This window comes from Kitasatospora sp. NPDC054768 (genome assembly GCF_053612025.1).
On record NZ_JBSHBN010000154.1, the window covers coordinates 1 to 22,606 of the forward strand.

At 73.6% G+C, this 22,606-nt stretch carries 18 protein-coding genes; 13 read left to right on the plus strand and 5 right to left on the minus strand.

The window, feature by feature from the left end:
- Positions 1 to 163 precede the first annotated feature (163 nt).
- Together ACWGKU_RS32825 and ACWGKU_RS32830 are read left to right on the plus strand one after the other, a co-directional pair.
- Entirely contained in the window at positions 164 to 862 is a 699-nt protein-coding gene (locus ACWGKU_RS32825; protein WP_452180299.1) for a DUF3152 domain-containing protein, read from the plus strand.
- A gap of 178 nt (positions 863 to 1,040) precedes the next feature.
- Positions 1,041 to 1,952, plus strand: coding sequence for a glutaminase (locus tag ACWGKU_RS32830; protein WP_380540712.1), 912 nt, complete (start codon positions 1,041 to 1,043; stop codon positions 1,950 to 1,952).
- 104 nt (positions 1,953 to 2,056) lie between these two features.
- On the opposite strand, the gene glmS is transcribed toward ACWGKU_RS32830, so the two are convergent.
- On the minus strand, positions 2,057 to 3,883 hold the full coding sequence (gene glmS / locus ACWGKU_RS32835; RefSeq protein ID WP_359898467.1) for a glutamine--fructose-6-phosphate transaminase (isomerizing): 1,827 nt from the start codon (positions 3,881 to 3,883) through the stop codon (positions 2,057 to 2,059).
- A 45-nt stretch (positions 3,884 to 3,928) separates the two neighbouring features.
- Complete coding sequence (locus tag ACWGKU_RS32840; RefSeq protein ID WP_359898466.1) at positions 3,929 to 4,204, minus strand: hypothetical protein; 276 nt, start codon at positions 4,202 to 4,204, stop codon at positions 3,929 to 3,931.
- A gap of 216 nt (positions 4,205 to 4,420) precedes the next feature.
- Between ACWGKU_RS32840 and asnB the strand changes: the two genes are divergently transcribed.
- The 4 genes from asnB (at position 4,421) to ACWGKU_RS32860 (ending at position 9,965) form a co-directional block, all read left to right on the plus strand.
- Entirely contained in the window at positions 4,421 to 6,271 is a 1,851-nt protein-coding gene (gene asnB, locus ACWGKU_RS32845; RefSeq protein ID WP_401052026.1) for an asparagine synthase (glutamine-hydrolyzing), read from the plus strand.
- Positions 6,272 to 6,635: 364 nt separating this feature from the next.
- Complete coding sequence (locus ACWGKU_RS32850; protein WP_452180300.1) at positions 6,636 to 7,754, plus strand: hypothetical protein; 1,119 nt, start codon at positions 6,636 to 6,638, stop codon at positions 7,752 to 7,754.
- Between the two features lie 159 nt (positions 7,755 to 7,913).
- Positions 7,914 to 9,368: a pyridoxal phosphate-dependent decarboxylase family protein gene (locus tag ACWGKU_RS32855; RefSeq protein WP_401052031.1), complete on the plus strand. Its 1,455-nt coding sequence runs from the start codon at positions 7,914 to 7,916 to the stop codon at positions 9,366 to 9,368.
- A gap of 129 nt (positions 9,369 to 9,497) precedes the next feature.
- Entirely contained in the window at positions 9,498 to 9,965 is a 468-nt protein-coding gene (locus tag ACWGKU_RS32860) for a hypothetical protein (RefSeq protein WP_452180301.1), read from the plus strand.
- A 9-nt stretch (positions 9,966 to 9,974) separates the two neighbouring features.
- On the opposite strand, the gene ACWGKU_RS32865 is transcribed toward ACWGKU_RS32860, so the two are convergent.
- The 3 genes from ACWGKU_RS32865 to ACWGKU_RS32875 form a co-directional block, all read right to left on the minus strand.
- Positions 9,975 to 10,265 (minus strand): muconolactone Delta-isomerase family protein, encoded by a 291-nt coding sequence (locus tag ACWGKU_RS32865; protein WP_401045506.1) that lies wholly within the window; start codon positions 10,263 to 10,265, stop codon positions 9,975 to 9,977.
- Between the two features lie 212 nt (positions 10,266 to 10,477).
- On the minus strand, positions 10,478 to 10,693 hold the full coding sequence (locus ACWGKU_RS32870) for a hypothetical protein (RefSeq protein WP_401045508.1): 216 nt from the start codon (positions 10,691 to 10,693) through the stop codon (positions 10,478 to 10,480).
- 206 nt (positions 10,694 to 10,899) lie between these two features.
- A complete protein-coding gene (locus ACWGKU_RS32875) occupies positions 10,900 to 14,826 on the minus strand; it encodes a non-ribosomal peptide synthetase family protein (RefSeq protein WP_452180302.1) in 3,927 nt (1,308 codons plus the stop codon).
- 262 nt (positions 14,827 to 15,088) lie between these two features.
- Between ACWGKU_RS32875 and ACWGKU_RS32880 the strand changes: the two genes are divergently transcribed.
- From ACWGKU_RS32880 to ACWGKU_RS32910, 7 genes are all read left to right on the plus strand, one after another.
- Positions 15,089 to 15,784: a GNAT family N-acetyltransferase gene (locus tag ACWGKU_RS32880; protein WP_452180303.1), complete on the plus strand. Its 696-nt coding sequence runs from the start codon at positions 15,089 to 15,091 to the stop codon at positions 15,782 to 15,784.
- Positions 15,785 to 16,070: 286 nt separating this feature from the next.
- On the plus strand, positions 16,071 to 17,333 hold the full coding sequence (locus ACWGKU_RS32885; protein WP_359898457.1) for a MurT ligase domain-containing protein: 1,263 nt from the start codon (positions 16,071 to 16,073) through the stop codon (positions 17,331 to 17,333).
- A 46-nt stretch (positions 17,334 to 17,379) separates the two neighbouring features.
- Positions 17,380 to 18,108: a type 1 glutamine amidotransferase gene (locus ACWGKU_RS32890; protein WP_359898456.1), complete on the plus strand. Its 729-nt coding sequence runs from the start codon at positions 17,380 to 17,382 to the stop codon at positions 18,106 to 18,108.
- A gap of 352 nt (positions 18,109 to 18,460) precedes the next feature.
- Positions 18,461 to 19,486 (plus strand): 6-phosphofructokinase, encoded by a 1,026-nt coding sequence (locus tag ACWGKU_RS32895; RefSeq protein ID WP_359898455.1) that lies wholly within the window; start codon positions 18,461 to 18,463, stop codon positions 19,484 to 19,486.
- Positions 19,487 to 19,605: 119 nt separating this feature from the next.
- Positions 19,606 to 20,601 (plus strand): 2-hydroxyacid dehydrogenase, encoded by a 996-nt coding sequence (locus ACWGKU_RS32900; RefSeq protein ID WP_452180304.1) that lies wholly within the window; start codon positions 19,606 to 19,608, stop codon positions 20,599 to 20,601.
- Between the two features lie 112 nt (positions 20,602 to 20,713).
- Positions 20,714 to 21,349 carry an RNA polymerase sigma factor gene (locus tag ACWGKU_RS32905; protein WP_452180305.1) on the plus strand — a complete coding sequence of 212 codons (636 nt, stop codon included), beginning with the start codon at positions 20,714 to 20,716 and terminating at the stop codon, positions 21,347 to 21,349.
- The gene (locus tag ACWGKU_RS32910; protein ID WP_452180306.1) at positions 21,346 to 22,395 is read left to right on the plus strand and encodes a CU044_5270 family protein; all 1,050 of its coding nucleotides are present in this window, start codon (positions 21,346 to 21,348) and stop codon (positions 22,393 to 22,395) included. Before ACWGKU_RS32905 ends, ACWGKU_RS32910 begins: the two co-directional genes overlap by 4 nt.
- The last annotated feature ends 211 nt before the right edge of the window (positions 22,396 to 22,606 follow it).

Here is a 22,606-nt window from a genome sequence, read left to right on the forward strand (position 1 = left end):
CGCCGATCCCGTCCTGGAGCACCTCCGCCATGTCCACTCTGGCCCCGATCCACGACCGACCGGACACCACCGCCCTCCCGATGACCCACGACGCCCTGCGCGGCGAGTCCGCCCGCCTCGCCGAGGCCGGTCGCGCGCACCCGGACGCGGCGGGAGCGGGCCGTTGAGGGCGCTCGCGCGGCTCCGCCGCCGCAAGCCCCGGCACGGCGCCCTCGCCCTCGCGCTGGCCGCGGCGCTGACCGCCGGGCTGCTCTGGTGGCAGCCGTGGAGCGACGGGGACGGGGACCGGCTGGCGTTCACGACCGCGTCCGGCGGCTCGGCCCGCTTCGGCACCGGCGAGCGCCTGTACCGCTACAAGGTGCGGGTGGAGGACGGGATCGCGGAGAGCCCGGCGCAGTTCGCGGCCGAGGTGGACGCCGTCCTGGGCGATGTCCGGCACGGTTGGGCGGCCGGCGGCACGGTCTCGTTCCAGCGGGTGCCCGCGGACCCGGTGGACTTCACCGTCTACCTGGCCACCCCGAGGTCCACCGACCGGATCTGCGGCCAGTACGGGCTGGACACCGGCGGCTGGGTGAACTGCGGCGTCACCCACCAGGTGGTCATCAACCTCAAGCGCTGGACCGAGCTGTCCGAGTTCTACCAGGGCCGGCCCGAGCTGTACCACGCGCTCGCCGTCAACCACGAGGTCGGCCACATCCTCGGCAACGGCCACGTCGACTGCCCCGGCCCGGACGCCCCGGCGCCGGTGATGATGCAGCAGATCAAGGGGCTGCACGGCTGCGTCCCCAACGGCCTGCCGTACTCGGACTCCGGCACCCTGCTCACCGGCCCGCCCGTCCAGGCCCCCACCGACGCGCCGTGACCCGCCCGCGCCCGACCCCCGTACCGGGGCCGCGTCCGGAACACGGATAATCCTGGTCGGACCGGACGCCCCCGCACCGCGCGACCGGTCCCGCCCGTGTCCGCTGCCGGTCCCGGTGCTGTCCGCGGTCGGTGCCGGTGGAGGAGAAGCGTTGAACGGTGTGCCCGGCGGGGAGATCCTGGACTGGCCGGTGCTGCTGGAGGCCGCCGAGGCGGCCGCCCGGGCGACCGCGGGCCGGGGCCGGGTGGCGGACTACATCCCGGCGCTCGCCACCGCCGACCCGGAGGCCTTCGGCATGGCCGTCGCCACCGTCGACGGGGAGCTGCACGGCGTCGGGGAGTGGGAGCGGCCGTTCTCCGTCCAGAGCGTCTCGAAGCTGTTCTCGCTCGCCCTCGCGGTGGCGTACGGCGGCGACGCGCTCTGGCAGGGCGTCGGCCGCGAGCCGTCCGGCAACCCGTTCAACTCCCTGGTGCAGCTGGAGACCGAGCACGGCATCCCGCGCAACCCGTTCATCAACGCGGGCGCCCTGGTGGTCACCGACCGCCTCCAGACCATGACCGGCGACGCCTCGGGCGCGGTACGGGAGTTCCTGCGCCGCGAGTCCGGCAACCCACTGCTCGACACCGACCCGGTGGTCGCCGCCTCGGAGGCCGAACACGGCCACCGCAACGCCGCGCTGGCCCACTTCATCGCCAGCCACGGCAACCTGCAGAACCCGGTCGAGACCGTGCTGGAGCACTACTACGCCCACTGCGCCGTGGCCACCAGCTGCCGCGACCTGGTGCTGGCCGGTTCCTTCCTCGCCCGCTACGGCGTGCGTGCCGACGGCACCCGGCTGATGTCCCGCAGCGAGACCAAGCGGATCAACGCCGTCCTGCTCACCTGCGGCACCTACGACGCGGCCGGCGAGTTCGCCTTCCGCGTGGGCCTGCCGGGCAAGAGCGGCGTCGGCGGCGGCATCCTCGCCATACTCCCCGGCCGCGCCGCCGTCTGCGCCTGGGGCCCGCGCCTGGACCAGGCCGGCAACTCCGTCGCCGCGGTCGCCGCCCTGGACACCCTGACCACCCTCTCCGGGTGCTCGGTGTTCTGAAAGCACGCACGGAGAGAACGCGGGCCCCGGCCGTCCGCACAGCGACCGGGACCCGCGGGTCCGATGCGGGCGCCCCGCTCCCGGGGCGCCCGCCGCGAGGGGCCCTACTCCACCGTCACGCTCTTCGCCAGGTTGCGCGGCTTGTCCACGTCGCGGCCGAGGGCGACGGCGGCGTGGTAGGCCAACAGCTGGAGCGGGATGTTGAGCAGCAGCGGGTCCAGTTCGGGCTCGCTCTTGGGCACCAGGATGCAGTGGTCCGCGAGCTTCTCCTCCGGCCGCCGGTGGGCGACGGCGATGATCCGCCCGGAGCGGGCCTTGATCTCGCCGAGCGTGGTCAGGTTCTTGTCCAGCAGCTCGTCGTCCGGAACCAGTGCCACGGTGGGCAGTTCGGGGCTGATCAGCGCCAGCGGGCCGTGCTTGAGCTCGCTCGCCGGGTAGGCCTCGGCGTGGACGTAGGAGATCTCCTTGAGCTTCTGCGCGCCCTCGCGGGCCACCGGGAAGCCGCGCACCCGGCCGATGAACATCATGCCGGTGGAGTCGGCGTACTCGGCGGCGAGCCGGGCGATGGCCTCGCTCTGCTCCAGCACCTCGCGGATCTGGTCCGGCAGCGCCTGGAGCGCCGAAACGATCCGGCGCCCGTCGGCGGGCGACAGGTCGTGGATGCGCCCGAAGTGCAGGGCGAGCAGCGCGAAGGCGACCACGGTGGAGGTGAACGCCTTGGTGGAGGCGACCGAGACCTCCGGACCGGCGTGCAGGTAGATACCGCCGTCACACTCTCGGGCGATAGCACTGCCCACGGTGTTGACGACGCCGAGCACCCGCCCGCCCTTGCGCTTGACCTCCTGGACGGCGGCCAGCGTGTCGTAGGTCTCGCCGGACTGGCTGACCGCCACGTACAGGGTGTCCGCCTCGATCACCGGGTTCCGGTAGCGGAACTCCGAGGCCGGCTCGCTGTGCGCGGGGATCCGGGCCAGCTCCTCGATCAGCTGCGCGCCCATCTCGCCCGCGTAGTAGGCCGATCCGCAGCCGAGGATCTTCACCCGGCGGATCTCGCGCAGCTCCCGGGCGTCCAGGTTGAGGCCGCCGAGGTGCGCGGTGGCGAAGCGCTCGTCGAGCCGGCCGCTCAGGGTGCGCTCGACCGAGCCGGGCTGCTCGTGGATCTCCTTGAGCAGGAAGTGCTCGAAGCCGCCGGTGTCGTAGGAGTCGACCTCCCAGTCCACGGTGGACGGCTGGCGGTGCGTGGTGCGGGCGTCCGCGGTGAAGGTGCGGAAGCCGTCGGCCCGGACGGTGGCCAGCTCGCCGTCCTCCAGGTGGACGACCTGGCGGGTGTAGCGGACCAGCGCGGAGACGTCCGAGGCCGCGAACATCTCCTTCTCGCCGATGCCCAGCACGATCGGGCTGCCGTTGCGGGCGACCACGATCCGGTCCGGCCGCTCGCCGTCGAGCACCGCGATGCCGTAGGTGCCGACCACCCGGGCGAGCGCGGCCCGCACCGCGTCCTCCAGCTCGACGCCCTCGGCGACGTTCGCGGCGATCAGGTGGGCGAGCACCTCGGTGTCGGTCTCGGAGCGGAACACCGCGCCGTCGGCGGTGAGCTTGGCGCGCAGCTCGTCGGCGTTCTCGATGATGCCGTTGTGGACGACGGCGATCCGCTCGGCGTTGTCCAGGTGCGGGTGCGCGTTGGCGTCACTGGGGACGCCGTGGGTGGCCCAGCGGGTGTGGCCGATGCCGGTGGTGCCCTTGAACCGGGCCGGCACGGCGGCGGCCAGGTCGGCGACCCGCCCCTTCACCTTGCGGAGCTTGATCCCGCCGCTGCGCCCGGTGACGGCGACGCCGGCCGAGTCGTAGCCGCGGTACTCCAGCCGCGCCAGCCCCTCCAGCAGGAAGGGGGTCGCATCCTTGGGGCCGATGTAGGCCACGATTCCGCACATGCGTGGTCTCCTCTTCGAGGTCTTCAGAAGGTCGGGAACGACGGCTCAGCCGTAGACGATCCGCCGCAGCTGGCGGGCCGAGAGCTCCGGCGCCGAGACCCGGCGCTGCGGCAGCTCCTCGGCGAGCCGGGCGAAGATCCGCTCGTTGGTCAGTCCGCGCGCCTGGAGCTCGGTGTGGCGGCGGCGCACGTAGTCCTCGGTGCTCTCGGAGAAGTACGCCAGCACCTCCGCCACGACCCGCGCCGCCTCCCGGGGCCCGAGCGGGCTGGTCCGGGTGAGGTGGGCGAGGAGGTCTTCGTGGGGGTGGGGTGAGCTCGGCACGAGTGAGGAGCCTAGGTCGGCTGGCCCGCCGAAGCCAAAGTTTCTGCCCGAAATCGGGCAGACATTACGACTTTCAGACTGGATTCACTCCTTCTTCACATTCGACCGCCGAACGGCCACCCGATCACCCCCGTTCCCGAAGGCCCCTTGAAGCGGCACCAACTCCGCACGTAGCGTGACCCCCTGAACACGAAGCGGAAGACCGGAGGCTTGCTGATGTGCGGGATCACCGGATGGGTCGCGTTCGAGCGCGACCTCACCGCCGAACGGGGTGTCCTCGACGCGATGACGGCCACCCAGGTCCGCCGCGGCCCGGACGCCGGCGGCGTCCACCTGGAGCCGCACGCCGCGCTCGGCCACCGCCGGCTCGCGGTGATCGACATCGAGGGCGGCGTCCAGCCGATGACGGCCGAGCACGACGGCCGGACGCTGGCCGTGCTCACCTACAGCGGCGAGGTCTACAACCACCGCGAACTGCGCGCCGAACTGGAGGCGGCCGGGCACCGCTTCCGCACCCGCAGCGACACCGAGGTCGTGCTGCGCGCCTACCTGGAGTGGGGCGAGCACCTGGCCGAGCGGCTCAACGGCATGTTCGCCTTCGCGGTCTGGGACGTCCGGCGCGAGGAGCTGCTGCTGGTCCGCGACCGGATGGGCGTCAAACCCCTGTACTACCACCGCACCCCGGACGGCGTGATCTTCGGCTCCGAGGTCAAGGCCCTGCTCGCCCACCCCTCCGTCCGCCCGGTGGTGGACCTGGACGGGCTGCGCGAACTGCTCGGCTACACCCGCACCCCCGGCCTCACCCCGTACCGGGACATCCACGAGGTCCGGCCCGGGCACGTCGTCCGGGTGCGCCGGGAGGGCCTGTCGGTCCGCCGCTACTGGGCGCTGGAGGCACGCGAGCACCGTGACAGCCTGGAGGCCACCGTCGCCACCGTCCGGGCCCTGCTGGACGACATCGTGCACCGCCAGCTGGAGGCGGACGTCCCGCTCTGCTCGCTGCTCTCCGGCGGCCTGGACTCCAGCGCCGTCACCGCCCTCGCCGCCCGGACACTGGGCGCCGCCGGGGCCGGCCCGGTGCGCTCCTTCTCCGTCGGCTTCGCCGGGCAGAGCGAGACCTTCCACGCCAACGACGTCCGGCAGACCCAGGACGGCCCGTTCGCCCGGCTGCTCGCCGCGCACGTCGGCGCCGACCACAGCGTCGTCGAGCTGAACGCCGCCGACCTGACCGACCCGTCCCGGCGCTCCGTCGTGCTGCGCGCCCGTGACCTGCCCAACGGCGTCGGCGACATGGACACCTCGCTGCTGCTGCTCTTCCGGGGCGTGCGCCGCCACTCCACGGTCGCGCTGTCCGGCGAGTCCGCGGACGAGCTCTTCGGCGGCTACCGCTGGTTCCACGACCCGAAGACCGTCGCCGTCGAGGACTTCCCCTGGGCCCTCGGCCTCACCGGCATCGCCGGCGGCGGAGCCACCCCGCGCGAACACCTCCTGGACGCCGAACTGCTCCGCAAGCTCGACCTGGACGGCTACCGCAGGGCCCGCTACCGCGACGCGATCGCCGAGGTCCCGCACCTGCCGGCGGCGGATCCGGTGGAACGCCGGATGCGCGAGATCTCGTACCTCAACCTGACCCGCTTCGTCTGCATCCTGCTCGACCGCAAGGACCGGATGAGCATGGCCAACGGGCTGGAGGTGCGGGTGCCGTTCTGCGACCACCGGCTGGTCCAGTACGTCTTCAACGCCCCGTGGGCGATGAAGTCCTTCGACGGACGGGAGAAGAGCCTGCTGCGCGCCGCCGTCCGGGACGTGCTGCCGACCGCGGTCGCCGAACGGCCGAAGAGCCCGTACCCGGTCACCACGGACCCGCACTACCCGGCGAAACTGCGCGCCGAACTCGCCCGGCTCGCCGCCGAGCGCACCTCCCCGGCCCTGGACCTGCTCGACCGGCGGCGCCTCGCCGACGCGCTCGCCCCGGACACCGACCCGCAGTCCGTGCGGCTGGCCGTCGACCTCGCACTGGACTTCGACGCCTGGCTGACGGACTACCAGGTGACGCTGGAGCTGTGAACGGGCCCAGCGCGGCGCCCCGACCACCGGGGCCGTGAGCGCCGGAGCCCCGGAAACAGCGGCGCGAGGAGAACACCGGAGCCCCGGAAACGGCGGCGCGAGGAGGACGCCGGAGCCCCCGAACGCGGCGCGCGGGGCACCGGGGCGCGGGTACCACCACTCGGACGGCGCAGTGGCCCGCGCCCGCGCCCCCATACTCCGTCCGGGTGATTGTGAGGGGGAGCATCCCGCCGGTCCCGGCGGTCCGACCGTGCGATAGCGTCGCCGACACCTCCCGAATGGCGGGCGAATTCGCGGATTAACCGCTCATCTGCCGTCAGGATGGGAGCGAAACGTTCACCTCGATCCGCCGGGGGATCCCGTCATGCAGCCGCGAGTCTTCGCGATTCTCACCGCCCTGCTCCTGGGCGTCCTGGGCCTGGGATCGGTGGCCGTCACCGACTGGTCGCCCGCGGCGTCCGGCGCGGCCCCCGCCGCCGTCGCCCCCGGGGCCCCCGCCACCGGCGCCCGGCCGGCCGCGGCCGGGCCCGCGAGCGCCACCCCGACCGGCGACCCCGCGGTGTGGACCCGCTCCACGCTGCGCAACAAGCTGATGGCCGAGATGGACGCCACCGACCCCGGCGTCGCCCTGGCCGACCTCGACAGGATCACCAAGGAGAAGCCGTACACCGTGCGCTTCTGCCACCCGATCGCGCACGAGCTCGGCCACGCGGCGGTCAAGCGTTTCAACGCCGACTTCCAGAAGGTCATCTCCTTCCCGCACGAGACCTGCGCGGCCGGCTACCTGCACGGCGCGGTCGAGGAGATGCTCAACGCCTCCGCCCAGCCCGAGACCGACCTGCTCAAGCTCTGCGCGCCCAAGAACAGCGGCCCCTGCATCCACGGCGTCGGCCACGGCACCATGTTCGTGGTCAAGCAGGACGTCGCCAAGGCCCGCGACCTGTGCAACAAGTTCCCCTCCGACCAGAACCGGATCCGCTGCTCCGAGGGCCTGTTCATGCAGCTCTTCGGCCCGGACGAGGAGGACGAGCAGGCCAAGGCCAACCTGCCCGCCGACAAGCTCGCCCAGGACCCGCTCTACCCGTGCAAGGACCAGCCGTCGCTGTTCCAGTCCGCCTGCTTCTTCTACGCCCCGACCTTCTACCTGTCCTCGCACGACTACCCGAACCACCCCGAGGTCTACGCCGAGGCCCTCAAGTGGTGCCTCAACGGCAAGGCGAGCGGCGGGGCGGTGGACTGCAGCCGCGGTGTCGGCTCGCGCACCATGAAGTACAACCTGGACCGCGAGGACTGGGCGGCCGAGCAGTGCGCCACCGCCGCCGACGGCTGGCAGCGCAAGGCCTGCGCCGAGGGCCTGGTCAGCTACTACACGGTCAACTACACCGACGGGGGCGCGGCCGGACGGCTCTGCGCCAAGATCACCAACAAGGAGATGCAGGGCTACTGCCGTTCCGCGAGCGGCCTGTCCGGCTCGCTGGACTGACACCCCGGTCTCCCGACCGACACCCCGGTCCCGGCATGAGGGCCCGCGCCGCACGGCGCGGGCCCTCATGCGTAAGATCGCCCGATCATCGCCTGATCAGGGTGCGCCAAGGACGCCGCGCCTCGCCCAGCCCGTCCCCCGGCCTCCCTGGAGCACGCCATGACCACCGAGGACTTCCCCGGCACCGACCTCCCTGGCACCGACTTCCGCCGCGCCGCCCACGCCACCGCCGACCTGGTCTCCGACTACCTCGCCGAACTGCCCGGCCGCCCGGTCTGGCAGCCCATGGACGAGACCGCCCGCCGGGCCCTGCGCGACGCCCCGCTGCCCACCGAGGGCCGCCCGCTCGACGAGCTGATCGGCGCCATCGGGCGGGACGTCCTGCCGTATCCGATGGGCAACGGCAACCCGCGCTTCTTCGGCTGGGTCAACTCCGCCCCCGCCCCCGCCGGAGTGCTCGCCACCCTCGCCGCCTCCGCGATGAACCCCAGCTCGGCCGGCGGCGACCACGCCGACGTCCACCTGGAGCGCGCCGTGGTCCGCTGGACGGCCGAGCTGGTCGGCTTCCCGCACCCCGCCGGCGGCGGCCTGCTCACCTCCGGCACCTCGATGGCGACCATCGTCTGCCTCGCCGCCGCCCGCGACCGGGCCGCCCGGCGGGCCGGCCGGGACGTCCGCGAGGAGGGCCTGGCGGGCCTGCCGCCGCTGGTCGGCTACGTCACCGGCGAGACCCACTCCTGCGTCCGCAAGGCCGCCGAACTCCTCGGCCTCGGCAGCAGGCACCTGCGCACCGTGGCCACCGGCCCCGACGGCCGGCTGGACACCGCCGACCTGCGGGCAGCCGTCGAGCGCGACCGCGCGGCCGGCCTGCTGCCCTTCCTGGTGGTCGCCTCGGCGGGCACCGTCGGCACCGGCGCGGTGGACGCGTTCGGCCCGATCGCCGACCTCTGCGAGGAGCAGGGCCTCTGGCTGCACGTCGACGGCGCGTACGGCGCCTTCGGCCGGCTCGACCCGGCCATCGCCCACCGCTACGCCGGCCTGGAGCGGGCCGACTCGCTCGCCCTCGACCCGCACAAGTGGCTCGGCGTCCCGGTCGACTGCGGCTGCGCGCTGGTCCGCGACACCGAGGAGCTGCGCGGCACCTTCAGCCTCGTCCCGTCCTACCTGCGCGACGAGGCGGCCGGCGCGCTCGGCTGGTTCTCCGAGTACGGCACCGAGCAGACCCGTCCCTTCCGGGCCCTCAAGGTCTGGGCCACCATCGCCCACAAGGGCCGCGCCGGCCTCGCCCGGGACATCGCCCGGTGCACCGCGCTGGCCCGCCGGCTCGGCGAACTCGTCCAGGACGACGAGGAGTTGGAGCTGATCGCCGAGGTGCAGACCTCGATCGTGGCGTTCCGCCACCGCGCCCCCGGCCTGGACGAGGCCGCGCGCGACGCCCTCAACCGCGACCTCCCCGCCGCCGTCCAGCGGCGCGGCCGGGTCTTCGTCACCGGCGCCCGCCTCGGCAGCGCCGAGATGCTCCGCGCCTGCCTCCTCAACGCCGCCACGACGGAGGCCGACCTCCACCTCCTGCTCGCCGAGGTCAGGGCCGCGGCCCGCGAGCTGCTCGGGTAGGCCGCCGGACGCCGTCCGGCCTCCCGGGGCGGCCCCGCGCGTTCCTCCCGTAACAGCCCGGCGCGGACCGTAACCGGCTGGTCACGACGGATGCCCGACCGGGAAACACCGGTCGGGCACGGTGGCGGCATGGAGCATTCGAAGCCCTCTCCCCGCCGTGCCCCCGGTTCCCCCGACGCCTTCCGCGCCCCCGCCGGTCCCCGCGCCCGCCGCACCCGCCACTGGCGCCGTGACACCGTCGAACTCGCCGCCGTCTTCCTGTCCGTCACCGCCGCCGACCTGATCGCGAAGGTCGTCGTCCACGGCCCCGAGGGCCCTGCCGTCCTCGTCGGCTCCGCGCTCGCCCTGCTCGCCGTCACCCTCCTGCACGCCTGGGTGTCCCCGCACGCCCCGCCCCCGACCACCCTCTGGCGCGTCCGCACCACCGTTCTCGCCCACACCCCCACCACCCTCGCCGACCACCGGATCACCCTGCTCTCCCTCCACCCCCAGGAGCTCTTCCTCCGCACCGAGCACTCGGTGACCCCGGCCGTTCTGACGGCGCTGCTGACCACCACCGGCCACACCCTCCAGGACGCGCCGACCCGCATCGCCTGAGCCGTCGCCTCAGGCCGGGCCAGGGTCGTTGGGGTGGGGTTCGAGCGGGGTCACCACGGCGGTCATCCACGGCCACATCGGAAGGCTGCCGAGCACCTCCGCACGCAGTTGCGCCTCGTCGGCCGCCCGCCAGACGCCGAGGCTGCGCCGTTCGCCGACCGGGCGCCACAGCCTGGCCAGGTGGCCGGTGCCGGCCAGCTCACGGGCCCGGACGGCCTCGGCGGCGCGCCGCCGGTCGACCTCCTCCTCGGCGGTGCCCTCGGGTACGGCAGTGGTGATCTCGACCAGGAACTCCTTCACGGTCCTGCTCCCTTCTCGCCCCCACCCGCTCATCCTCGGCCCGGCACCCGCCCGCCCGCCATGGCCGGCCCGCCCCCGCTGGGCCGGTCGGGTGGTCGCGCCGGTCACGACGGCCACCGGATGACACGGGCAGCACACGCCCACCCGAAGCACCGGTGGTGCCGGCGGCGGCCCGAGGAGGGCGGCCGCCGCCGGCGGATTCCCGGGAGGCGTCAGCCCTGGTCGGCGGGCTGCACGACGCACACGGCGTTGCCGAGCATCGGCCCGAAGCCGCCGAGCAGGGTGGCGAGCACCTGGTGGCAGGCGGCGGCCTCCTCGGGCGTCTTGGGACCGTTGTGCTCGGCGGCGGCCGCAGCCGGCTGGGCGAGGGCGAGCGGCAGGGCGAGCAGCAGGGCGCAACAGGCCGTGGCCAGTGCGGAGTTCTTCACGGACCGGGGAACGGACCGGGGAACGGACCGGGGACCGGATCGCGGAACGGATCGCGGAACGGACGACTGGACGGACGACTGGACGGACATCGGAAAGCCCCTTCGGTAGGGAGTCGGGATCGGCGGAAAGCCGAGCCATCCCTATCCGAAGGGGCTTCCCCGCTCACGGATCCTGGGCCGTCCGTGAGCGTGTCCACATCATCCGATCAGCGGTCCGGGAGCTCCCCGGGGACCGTCCGTTCCACCTCCCGGATCGCGGCGGCCAGCTCGCCCACCCCGTGCTCCCGCAGCACCCCGTAGTGGTCGCCGGCCAGGTCGACCACGGTGGGCGGGGCGGCCGAGTAGCCGGTGCTGCCCTCGATGAAGGAGTAGTCGTCGCCCGCGGCCTTGAAGACGGTCACCGGCGCGTCCAGCCGCCGCTCGGCGAGTTCGCGGAAGCTGTACTCGAACTCGTACGTCTCACCGACGATCCCGGTGATCCGCCGGATGAGCTCCTCGTCCAGCTCCGGCAGCATCCGGTGCACGGAGGCCACGAAGGTGGGTTCGTCCACCGTGTCGGCCAGGCAGCGCTCCAGCTCGGGGCCGCTGATCCGGCCGGTGAACACCCCGAACAGGATGGTCAGGTACCCCTGGTTGGCGTACGAGGCCTCGCGGCCCCACCGCTCGCCGTCGGCCCGGCGCACCTTCGGGTTGCCCGGGCAGATCAGCAGCAGCCGCTCCACCCGCTGCCCGGCCCGCTCCAGCTGCCAGGCCGCCTCGAAGGCGACCCGGGCGCCGAAGGAGAAGCCCCACAGCGTGTACGGCCCCCGCGGCCGCACCCGGCGCAGCTCGGCGACGTCGGCGGCGGCCATCTCCCGGATGGTCGGGTACGGCGTCTCGCCCGGGTTGATGCCGTGCGCCTGGATGCCGTAGAAGGCCCGGTCCCCGCTCGCCTCCCGGCCGAGCAGCCGCAGGTTCATCGGGTAGCCGCCCAGTCCGGGCCAGCAGAACACCGCCCGGTCGGCCCGTCCCGGGTGCAACCGGATCAGCCGCGAACCGGCGGCTCCTGCCCTGCCCGCGCCGTCCTCACCGCAGGCCCGCTCGACGCGCGCGGCCAGCTCGCCCAGCCGGGGGCACTCGAAGAGCACCTGGAGCGGCAGGGCGATGCCGAACTCCCGGTTGATCCGGTGGACCAGGGCGACGGCGATCAGCGAGTTCCCGCCGACGGCGAAGAACTCGTCCGTCACCGAGGCGTCCTCGTACCTCAGCGCCCGCCCCCAGGCCTCGGCCAGCCACCGCTCGTACCCGGTGGCCGGGGCGACGTACTCGCCGCGCACGTCGGCCGTGCGGACGGCCTCCGAGGCGGCCAGCGCCTTGAGGTCCACCTTGCCGTTCGCGGTGAGCGGCAGGGCGTCCGTCACCAGCACCCGGTTGGGCAGCATGTAGTCGGGCAGCAGGGTGGCCAGTTCGTCCTTGATGATCTCGGCCGGGCCCTTCATGTGGACGGTGTCCTCGTGCATGCCCTCGCTGCTGATCTGCTCCTCGCTCACCCTGCCGCCGAGGAAGAAGTACGACGGGCCGGGGGTGATGCCGAGGCCGGCCAGGATCTCGTCGATGCGCCGCGAAGCGGGCAGCGGGTGGCCGGACTTGGAGCTGTAGCCGGAGGACATGAAGCCCAGGGACAGGCCGTTGCGCTGGAGGCGGTGCAGCACCGCGCCGAGCGCGATGTACTCCAGCCACTCCTCCTCGGCGCGGCCGACGGCCGTGATGCCGAACGCGGCCCGGGCGTAGACGGCCTGGTTGATCGCGATCACGTGCCGGGATTCCACCACCTCGTCCGAGACGTGCGTCAACTCGCCCTCGGCGTACCGGTAGAGGCCACCCGGCAGGCCGTCCACCCGGTCCTGGTGGGCCTGGACGTACAGCTCGGTGCGCTCGGCCCGGGCCGGGCCGCCGGCCCGGACGACCGCGAAGCCGCCCAGGTAGTGGTCCTCCCCGGCGACGTCCAGCCGGTCCTTGACGGCCGGGTCGAGGCCGAGCGGACGCACGTCCAGCCCGTACTCGGGCAGCACCTCCTCCAGGACGCCCAGCATGTGGCCGGTCTCGAACTCCAGCACCTCCCGGATGTTGTTGCGGTAGACGGGTTCGACGGCGCCGTGCTTCCCGGAGAAGTGCAGCGTCAGGTACGCCTCGGCCCGGGTCCCGGCCGGCCCGATCCGGACCAGGACGTGCTCGACCGGGTGGTAGTAGTACAGCCCGGCCGCGAGCCCGTCCAGGCCGCCGGTCTCCAGGTACAGCTGGGTCGCGTACAGCGCGCCGGGCGAGGCGTAGGCGTACTTGGGCAGCAGCCGCTCCTCACTGTGGAACTGGCCGAACCACCGCAGGACGCGGCCGAGTTCGGGCAGGCTCAGCAGCTCCGGGTCACGGCCGAAGGTGCCGGCCGGGCGCGGGGCGAGCAGCGCGGTGAGGTCGTCCCGGGTGACCGCGCCGCCGTCGTAGAAGCGGTAGGTCTTGCGGGCGAAGACCTCCCGGCGCTGGGCCGCGGTCTCCTTCCGGCCGGGCAGCTCGACCCGCTCGCGGCCCGCCAGCCGGTCCCGGTCGCGCAGGCCCGGGTCGGACAGCTGGGCCTTGACCTGGAGCTTGCTGGCCTTGGACTGGTGGTGGCCGCCGTGGACGCCCTGGTCCATCAGGGCGGCCTCGCGCGGGTTGAGCTCGACGCAGGCGACCAGGTTCGGGTGCCCGGTGCGGCCGTCCTCGGTGACGACGGCGGCCGCACGGCGCACCCACGTGTGCTCCTCGATCGCGCGGGCGATCTCGTCCAGCTCGACCCGGTACCCGCGCAGCTTGACCTGGTTGTCCACCCGGCCGGCGAACTGGAGGGTGCCGTCCGGGTTCCACTGCACGAGGTCGCCGGTGCGGTACAGCCGCTCGCCGGGGGCGAACGGGGAGTGGACGAACCGCTCCGCGGTCAGCTCCGGCCGGTTCAGGTAGCCGCGGGCCAGCTGGACGCCGCCGATGTACAGCTCGCCCACGCCGTCGGCGGCCACCGGCACCAGCTCCTCGTCGAGGACGTAGCACTCGGTGTCGGCCACCGGGCGCCCGATCGGCACCGATCCGGCGCCGTCGGCCGGATCGGCCGGGTCCACCAGGTGCGAGGTGGCGTTGATGGTGCATTCGGTCGGGCCGTACAGATTGACCAGGGCGGCCTGCGGCAGGGCCCGGCCCAGGTCGCGGGCGAGCCGCCGGGAGAGCGCCTCGCCGCCGGAGAACAGCCTGGTCAGGCCGGTGCAACCGGCGAAGCCCTCGGTGTCCAGCAGCGCCCGGAGCAGGGTCGGCACGCACTGGAGCGCCGTCACCCCGTGCCGCCGGACGGCGGCGACCAGCGCCTCCGGGTCGCGGTGGAGGCCGGGGGTGCCGGCCACCACCCGGGCGCCGACCGCCGGGGCGAGGATCTCCCACTGCGCGGCGTCGAAGCTCATCGGGGTCTTCTGCAGCACGGTGACCTCGGGGTCGAGGTGGCCCGCGGAGTGCATCCAGTGCAGCTGGGAGACCACCGAGCGGTGCTCGATCATCACGCCCTTGGGCCGGCCGGTGCTGCCCGAGGTGTAGATCACATAGGCCAGCGACTCCGGTTCGACGGCCTCCCGCCCCTCCGCGTCCCGCGGCGGCGGAGCGTCCTCGACGGCGAGGACCGCCGTCCCGGCCGGGGCCAGCGCGGCCAGCCGCTCGCGCAGGTGTGCCTGGGTGAGCACGATCCTGGTGCCGCTGTCCTCGATCATGTAGCGGAGCCGGTCCTCGGGGTACTCGGGCGACAGCGGCAGGTAGCCGGCCCCGGCGTACAGCACGCCCCAGGCTCCGGCGACCAGCTCGACGGACGGCTCGACGTACAGGCCGACGCAGCCGTCCGGGCCGGCGCCCAGGCTGCGCAGCCGCTCGGCCAGCCGGCGGGCGGTCCCGACGAGTTCCTGGAAGGTGAGGCCGCCGCCGGCACCGAGCACGGCCGGCGCGTCGGGCCGCAGGCGCGCCTGCCGGTCGAGCAGGCCGGTGAGCGCGGTGCCGGCCGGAGCGCGGCGGGCGTGCGGGACGACGGGGACGACGGGGGCGGCGGTGGTGGTGGTGTCGGTGGTGGTGGGGACGGACGGGGTGTCACGCATGGGAACGGCCTTCGGTACGTGGACGTACGGGGCCCGGCCTCCTGCTCACCAGGAGCACCGGGACGCAACCCACCGTCGACCGCCCGCCGTCCCACCCGCCTGAGGCACCGGCCGTGACCTGCGCCGACACCGTCCCGGCCGGACGGCCCGCGGTCCCGGGCCGGGGCCCGCCCGGTCCCACCCCGCCGACCACGCCCCGGGGCATTCACGCGTTCACGATCACGTAACCGAACGGAAGCGCACCGTCGGTAGCGTCGGCGGCATGAAGGCATCACGCACACGCCCCGAACGGCTCTGGCACCGGCCCTTCCGCAGGTCCGACCGCAGGTGCGCGGCGCCCGAGGGCCAGGCCACCCGGCTGCCCGCGCTCACCGGCGGGCCGTACCGGACCGTCCGGCCGCACCCGCCCGCGACCCGCGCCGTCCGGACACCGGAGGCCCCGTCCCGGCTGTCCCTGCCGGACGGGACCGGGCTGCTGCTGCGCCCGGCCGGGCCGGCCGACCGGGCGGCGGCGCTGGCGATGCACGGCCGCTGCTCCCCCGCCTCGCTGCGGCAGCGCTACCACGGCCCGGTCCGCGACGCCGGCCGCTACCTGGACCACCTGCTGGACCCCCGGCACGGCCGCAGCTTCGCGGTGGCCGCCCCGGACGGGCGGCTCGTCGCGCTCGGGCACCTGATGTGGGACGACGGCGAGGCCGAGCTGGCCGTCCTGGTCGAGGACGCCTGGCAGCGCCACGGGCTGGGTCTGGCGCTGCTGCGGCGGCTGTCGGCGGCGGCCCGGTCGGCCGACGTACGGACGGTGTACGCGGTGACCCACGGCACCAACACCGGGCTGATCGCCGCGATGCGCCGGCTGGACGCGCCGCTGGACTTCCTGGCCGAGGACGGCACCCTGGTGATCACCGCCACGTTGGCCGCCGGTGATCCGGCCGACTGTGCCCGCCGTCCGGGCCGCTGATCATTTCTTCACCAGATCCTTACCCGGGCACCTCGGGAACCCGGCGGTGCCCGTGGAACGTCGTCAAGGAGTAGGGGCTCGGCCGGGGCCGAAGCCCCGGGGTCGCTCCGTACACCGCCCTCCTCGACGGGCCCTCAGCCGCACCCGCGAACGCGTCGCAGCAGGCGGCACGGGGTCCGGATCGTCCGGCCGGGCGACGGAGTCGGTAGGCTGACCCCCGTCCCCGCCGCCCGACGGCCCGTTATCCGGCCGCGAGCGGTGCCGCAGCAAGGAGGAACCACTGAGCATGGCAGGCACCGAATCGGAGCCCACAGGCGCACGCGACGCCTCGCTGCCGGCCCGCGCGAAGATCGCGGTGACCGCCGGGCGGGTCGCCGCCGCCGTGTCGCGCAAGGCCGGACGCGGGAGCGGCTCGGTGATCGGCGGCAAGGTCGCCCTCAGGCTCGACCCCGACCTGCTCGCCACCCTCGCCGACCACCTCGACGTCGTCCTGGTCAGCGCGACCAACGGCAAGACCACCACGACCCGCCTGATCGCCGAGGCGCTGCGCGCCGCCGGCCCGGTGGTCTCCAACGCCCTGGGCGCCAACATGCCCGCCGGCATCACCTCCGCCCTCGCCGGCGGCACGGACGCCCGCTTCGGCGTGATCGAGGTCGACGAGAAGTACCTGGCGATGGTCGCCCGCGACACCCGCCCCAAGGCGATCGCCCTGCTCAACCTCTCCCGCGACCAGCTCGACCGCGCCGCCGAGACCCGGATGATGGCCGAGAAGTGGCGTGAGGGCCTCCAGAACACCGAGGCCGTGGTCATCGCCAACGCCGACGACCCGCTGGTGACCTGGGCCGCCTCCTCCTGCAAGAAGGTGGTCTGGGTGGCCGCCGGACAGGCCTGGAAGGAGGACGCCTGGTCGTGCCCCGCCTGCGGCGGTGTGATGCAGCGCCCCGGCGACGACTGGTTCTGCCAGGACTGCGGCTTCCGCCGGCCCAACCCGCACTGGGCGCTCCAGGGCACCCACGTGATCGACCCGCAGCGCGGCGCCTGGCCGATCCAGCTCCAGCTGCCCGGCCGGGCCAACCTGGCCAACGCCACCAGCTCGGCCGCCGTCGCCGCCGTCTTCGGCGTCGCCCCGCAGGTCGCCCTGGAGCGGATGCGCTCGGTGGCCGCCGTGGCCGGCCGCTACGACGTGGTCCAGTACCAGGGCCGGGACATCCGCCTGCTGCTGGCCAAGAACCCGGCCGGCTGGCTGGAGACCTTCTCGCTGATCGACGGCCCGCCCGCCCCGGTGATCCTCTCCGTCAACGCCCTCGACGCCGACGGCACCGACACCTCCTGGCTGTGGGACGTCGACTACGAGCGCCTCGCCGGGCACCCGGTCTTCGTGATGGGCCAGCGCAAGCTGGACCTGGCCGTCCGCCTGGAGGTCGCCGGACTCCAGTTCCACGTGGTCGACACCCTGGAGCAGGCCGTCCGGATGGCCCCGCCCGGCCGGATCGAGGCCATCGCCAACTACACCGCCTTCCAGCAGCTGCGGAAGGTCGTGGCCGGCTGATGCCGCGCCCGCACACCAGTCTTGACGTGACGGAAGGCCTTCGAGGATGAGTGAGAGCAGCCTGCGCGTGGTCTGGGTCTACCCGGACCTGCTCAGCACCTACGGCGACCGGGGCAACGCCCTGGTCGTGGAGCGCCGGGCCCGCCAGCGCCACCTCAACGTGACCCGGATCGACGTCCGCTCCGACCAGGCGATCCCCACCAGCGGTGACATCTACCTGATCGGCGGCGGCGAGGACCGCCCGCAGCGCCTGGCCGCCGAGCGGCTGCGCGCCGACAGCGGCCTGGTGCGGGCCGCCGAGAACGGCGCGATCATCTTCGGCGTCTGCGCCGGCTTCCAGATCATGGGCCACGAGTTCATCAACGACCTCGGCGAGCGCGAGCCGGGCCTGGGCCTGCTCGACGTCTGGACCGCCCGCGGCGAGGGCGAGCGCTGCGTCGGCGACGTGCTCGCCGACGTCGACCCCCGACTCGGCCTGCCGCAGCTGACCGGCTTCGAGAACCACCAGGGCGTCACCCACCTCGGCCAGGGCGTGCAGCCCTTCGCCACCGTCTCCGTCGGCCGGGGCAACGGCACCGGGGACGGCACCGAGGGCGCCTGGCGGGACACCGTGTTCGGCACCTACCTGCACGGCCCGGTGCTGGCCCGCAACCCCGCCGTGGCCGACATGCTGCTCAAGCTGGCGCTGGACGTCAACGCCCTGCCGCCGGCCGACACCACCTGGTACGACGCGCTGCGCGCCGAGCGCATCGCGGCCGCGACGCGCCCCCAGTAGTACGTCCGGTACGCCCCGGCCGGGTGCCCGCCATGCGGTCACCCGGTCCGCGGGTGGCCCCGGAAGTACCACAATGGGGCTGCCTACTGCACACCCTCCTCGGCAGCAGGCTGCAATTCCGCGCGGGGGCGCCGACGGCGCCGCTCCCGCGTCGGCTCCTGCCCGGCCGGACCAGGGGCCGTATGCTCGACTTCACGGCCGTTTTCGGGCGTTCTGTCCGGATCGGCCGGTCCTTCACCCCACGGCCACCTCCCCGCCATCGCGGCGTGGGAGCGCCCCGTTACGGTGACGGCTCGTCGTCCCAGCCTGTAGTCCGGCCGTTCCTCGGTTCTGCTCGGGAGTTGCAAAGCTAATGCGTATTGGAGTGCTGACCAGCGGCGGTGACTGCCCCGGCCTGAACGCGGTGATCCGCTCCGTGGTCCACCGGGGGGTGGTCGACCACGGCGACGAGATCATCGGGTTCGAGGACGGGTGGCGCGGATTCCTGGAGGGCCACCACCGCCCCCTGACCCTGGATTCGGTGAGCGGCATCCTGGCCCAGGGCGGCACCATCCTCGGTTCCTCCCGGGTCCAGCCGAGCCACCTGCGGGACGGCGTCGAGCGGGCCAAGCGGTACTGCTCCGACCTCGGCCTCGACGCGGTCATCCCGATCGGCGGCGAGGGCACCCTCAAGGCCGCCAAGCTGATGAGCGACGCGGGCCTGCCGATCGTCGGGGTGCCGAAGACCATCGACAACGACATCGCCGCCACCGACGTGACCTTCGGCTTCGACACCGCCGTCTCGGTGGCCACCGAGGCGCTGGACCGGCTGAAGACCACCGCCGAGTCCCACCAGCGGGTCATGGTCGTCGAGGTCATGGGCCGGCACACCGGCTGGATCGCGCTGAACGCGGGCATGGCGGCCGGCGCCCACGCCATCGTCGTCCCGGAACGCCCGTTCCACATCGACAAGCTCACCGATGTCGTCCGCGAGCGCTTCGACCGCCAGAAGAAGTTCGCCATCGTGGTCTGCGCCGAAGGCGCCAAGCCCGAGCCCGGCACCATGCACTGGGAGGAGGGCACCAAGGACATCTACGGCCACGAGCGGTTCACCGGCATCGCCACCCAGCTCTCCCGCGAGCTGGAGCACCGCCTCGGCAAGGAGGCCCGCCCGGTGATCCTCGGCCACACCCAGCGCGGCGGCACCCCGACCGCCTACGACCGGGTGCTCGCCACCCGCTTCGGCTGGCACGCCGTCGAGGCCGTCCACAAGGGCGCCTTCGGGCACATCACCGCGCTGCAGGGCACCAACATCAACCTGGTGCCGCTGGCCGAGGCGGTCGCCGAACTGAAGACCGTGCCGCAGGACCGCTACCTGGAGGCGGAGACGGTCATCTGACCGCCCTCCGCCCCTCCCGAGGCCCCCGGACCGCGCCGTCCGGGGGCCTCGGCGCGTCCCGGGGACGGGCCGCCGCATCCGGCGGGCGTCCGCGGGCCCCGGCCGTTAGCGTGTCCGGCATGGAGATCCTCGCGTACGGAGTACAGGCCGACGAGCGGCCGCTGCTGGAGCAGGCCTTCGCCGGCCGGCACGGGCTGCGCTGCCTGGACGTGTTCCTCAACCGCGACACCGCCCCACTCGCCGTCGGCCACCCCGCCGTCAGCAGCAGCGTCAACGACGTCCTGGACGCCGGTACCCTCGCCGTCCTCGCCGCCGGCGGCACGAAGCTGATCGCCCAGCGCTCCACCGGCTTCAACAACATCGACCTCGACGCCGCCGCCGAACTCGGCCTCACCGTCGCCCGGGTCTCCCACTACAGCCCGTACTCCGTCGCCGAACACGCCTGGGCCCTCGCGCTCGCCGTCAACCGCCGCCTCACCCGGGCCGCCAACCGCTCCCGCGAGTTCGACTTCCGCCTCGACGGCCTGCTCGGCCGGGACATCCACGGCATGACCGTCGGCGTCATCGGCACTGGCAAGATCGGCGAGTGCTTCGCCCGCATCGCCGCCGGCTTCGGCACCGAACTCCTCGGCTGGGACATCGCCCCCAACCCCGCCTGTCTCGACCTCGGCATGCACTACACCGAACTGCCCGAACTCCTCACCCGCGCCGACCTGGTGAGCCTCCACGTACCCCTGCTCCCGGCCACCCACCACCTGATCGACGGCGCCGCCCTCGCCCGGATGAAGGACGACGCCATCCTCGTCAACTCCAGCCGCGGCGGCCTGGTCGACAGCGCCGCCCTGGTCGAGACCCTGCGCGCCGGACGCCTCTCCGGCGTCGGCCTCGACGTCTACGAGGAGGAGACCGGCGTCTTCTTCACCGACCGCTCCATCGAGGGCATCACCGACGACACCCTCGCCCGCCTCGTCACCTTCCCCCAGGTCCTCGTCACCAGCCACCAGGCCTACTTCACCCGCACCGCCGTCGGCCAGATCATCGACGCCACCGCCCGCAACATCGACGACCACGCCGCCGGCCGCACCAACGAGAACACCCTCGTCCCCAGGAAGTAGCCCACAGGAATCCGGAACGCGAGCTCCTCGGTCCGCAGTCGTACGCTCGTGTCGGCCGCGGGTGGTGACCCGTGTCACGGGAACCGGTGTCGCCGCTCGGACAAGGCATGACGTGAACCATCCGCACTCCCGGCTCCGGGCCGGGAACCCCGAAGCGTTCCGCGACCTCTTCCGGGACCACGCCTCGTTGGTGTACCGCCACGCCGTGCGCGTGACCGGAAACTGGGCACTCGCCGAGGACGTGGTCTCGCTGACCTTCCTCGAAGCCTGGCGCCTGCGCGGGAAGCTCCGCGACGAGGGCGACAGTCCACGCCCCTGGCTCATGGGCATCGCCGTCAACGTGCTGCGCAACACGACGCGCGCCGCCCGCCGCCACGGCGCGGCCATGGCCCGCATGCCCGCGGCCGATCCGGTCCCCGACTTCGCCGACGAACTCGTCGGCCGCATGGCCGACTCCGAGCAACTCGCGGCCGCCCACAAGGCCTTGGGGCGCCTGCGGCGCTCCGAACGCGAGGTCTTCGCCCTCTGCGTCTGGTCCGGGCTCGGCTACGCGGAAGCGGCAGCCACCCTCGGCATACCCGTCGGCACCGTACGCTCGCGCCTCTCCCGCGCCCGCACCCGACTGCGCAAACTCGCGGCCGAGGAACTGCGCGCCACGAAGAAGAACACGGAACCGCTCCCGATCCCCGGACAAGTACAGGACAGCCGCAGCACTGCGGCCCGGCCGCACCAGGAGACGCACCGATGATCCGCAACTCGCGGCGGCGCACCGAACCGCTCGACCACGCGGAACTGGCCCGTCTGCTGCCGGCGCCGGCCGATCCCCAACTGGCGGCCAACCGCCAGGACCTGCTCGAGGAGCACCTGATGAGCGAGATCCACCGGCCCGACCACGCCCCCGCGGCGTCCCCGGGGCGGCGCCCGCTGCGCCGCACCGTCCTCTTCGCGGCGCCTGTCGCCGCGGCCGCGGCCCTGGCCCTGGTCGTCTCCCTGAGCAACTCGGCCGGCACCGTCGCCTCCCCGCAACTGGTCAAGGCACCCGTCGTGCAGATCGAGGAGGGGAGCACCGTCCAGCTCGCCTCGACGGTCCACGCGATCGCCGCCGCCGCGACGGCGCGCACCACGCCCCAGCCCGGACCGGGCCAGTACATCTACATCAAGAGCCAGGTCTCCTTCATGGCCACCCGTCACAACGCGGACACCGGGGAGTCCGTCACCTGGGTCCAGCCGCTGCACGACCGCGAGGTGTGGAAGTCCCCCGACGGCACCAAGGGCTGGCTGGACGAGCCGGGCTACCAGGACAAGGGCGGCATCACGCTGGACAACGACGAGCCCCGCAAGCAGCTGTCCTACACGTGGCTGGCGGCCCAACCCGCCGACCCCGACGCGTTCCTGAAGTCCGTCTACTCGACGGTGAGCGGCACCCGGGACCACGACCAGCAGGCGTTCAACGAGATCGGCTCCATCATCCGCGAGCAGCTCGTCCCCTCCGGCCTCGCCGCCTCGCTCTACGAGGCCGCCGGCAAGATCCCGGGCGTCGTCGTGGTCGAGCACGCGCAGGACGCCTCCGGCCGCGACGGCATCGCGTTGGCGCGACTCGACCCCCAGACCGGCGAGCGATCGGAGTGGATCTTCGACCGGGACAGCCACCAGTACCTCGGCAGCCGTGGCGTGCAGGTCCGGGAGGTCAACGGCATCAAGCCCGGCACCGTCGTGGAGCGCACGACCATCCTCACCCGGGCCGTCGTCGACGCGAAGAACCAGCGTCCCGGCGCCGGGCAGGCCACGGCCTGACGGTTCCGCACCGGGCGGGGTGGCCTTCCGGGCGCGCCGGCCGACAGGCGAGATCGGCCCGGTCCGGACTGAACCTGTCCTTCCCCCGGAAGATCGGTTCGTTCACACGGCGCACGCTACGCCCTCGTCGGGGCCCCCCCCCCCGGGGGGGGGGGGCCGCGCGCCGGGAGGGGCCCCGCCCGGCCCCCGCCCCGCGCGGGGGGGTGGTAAA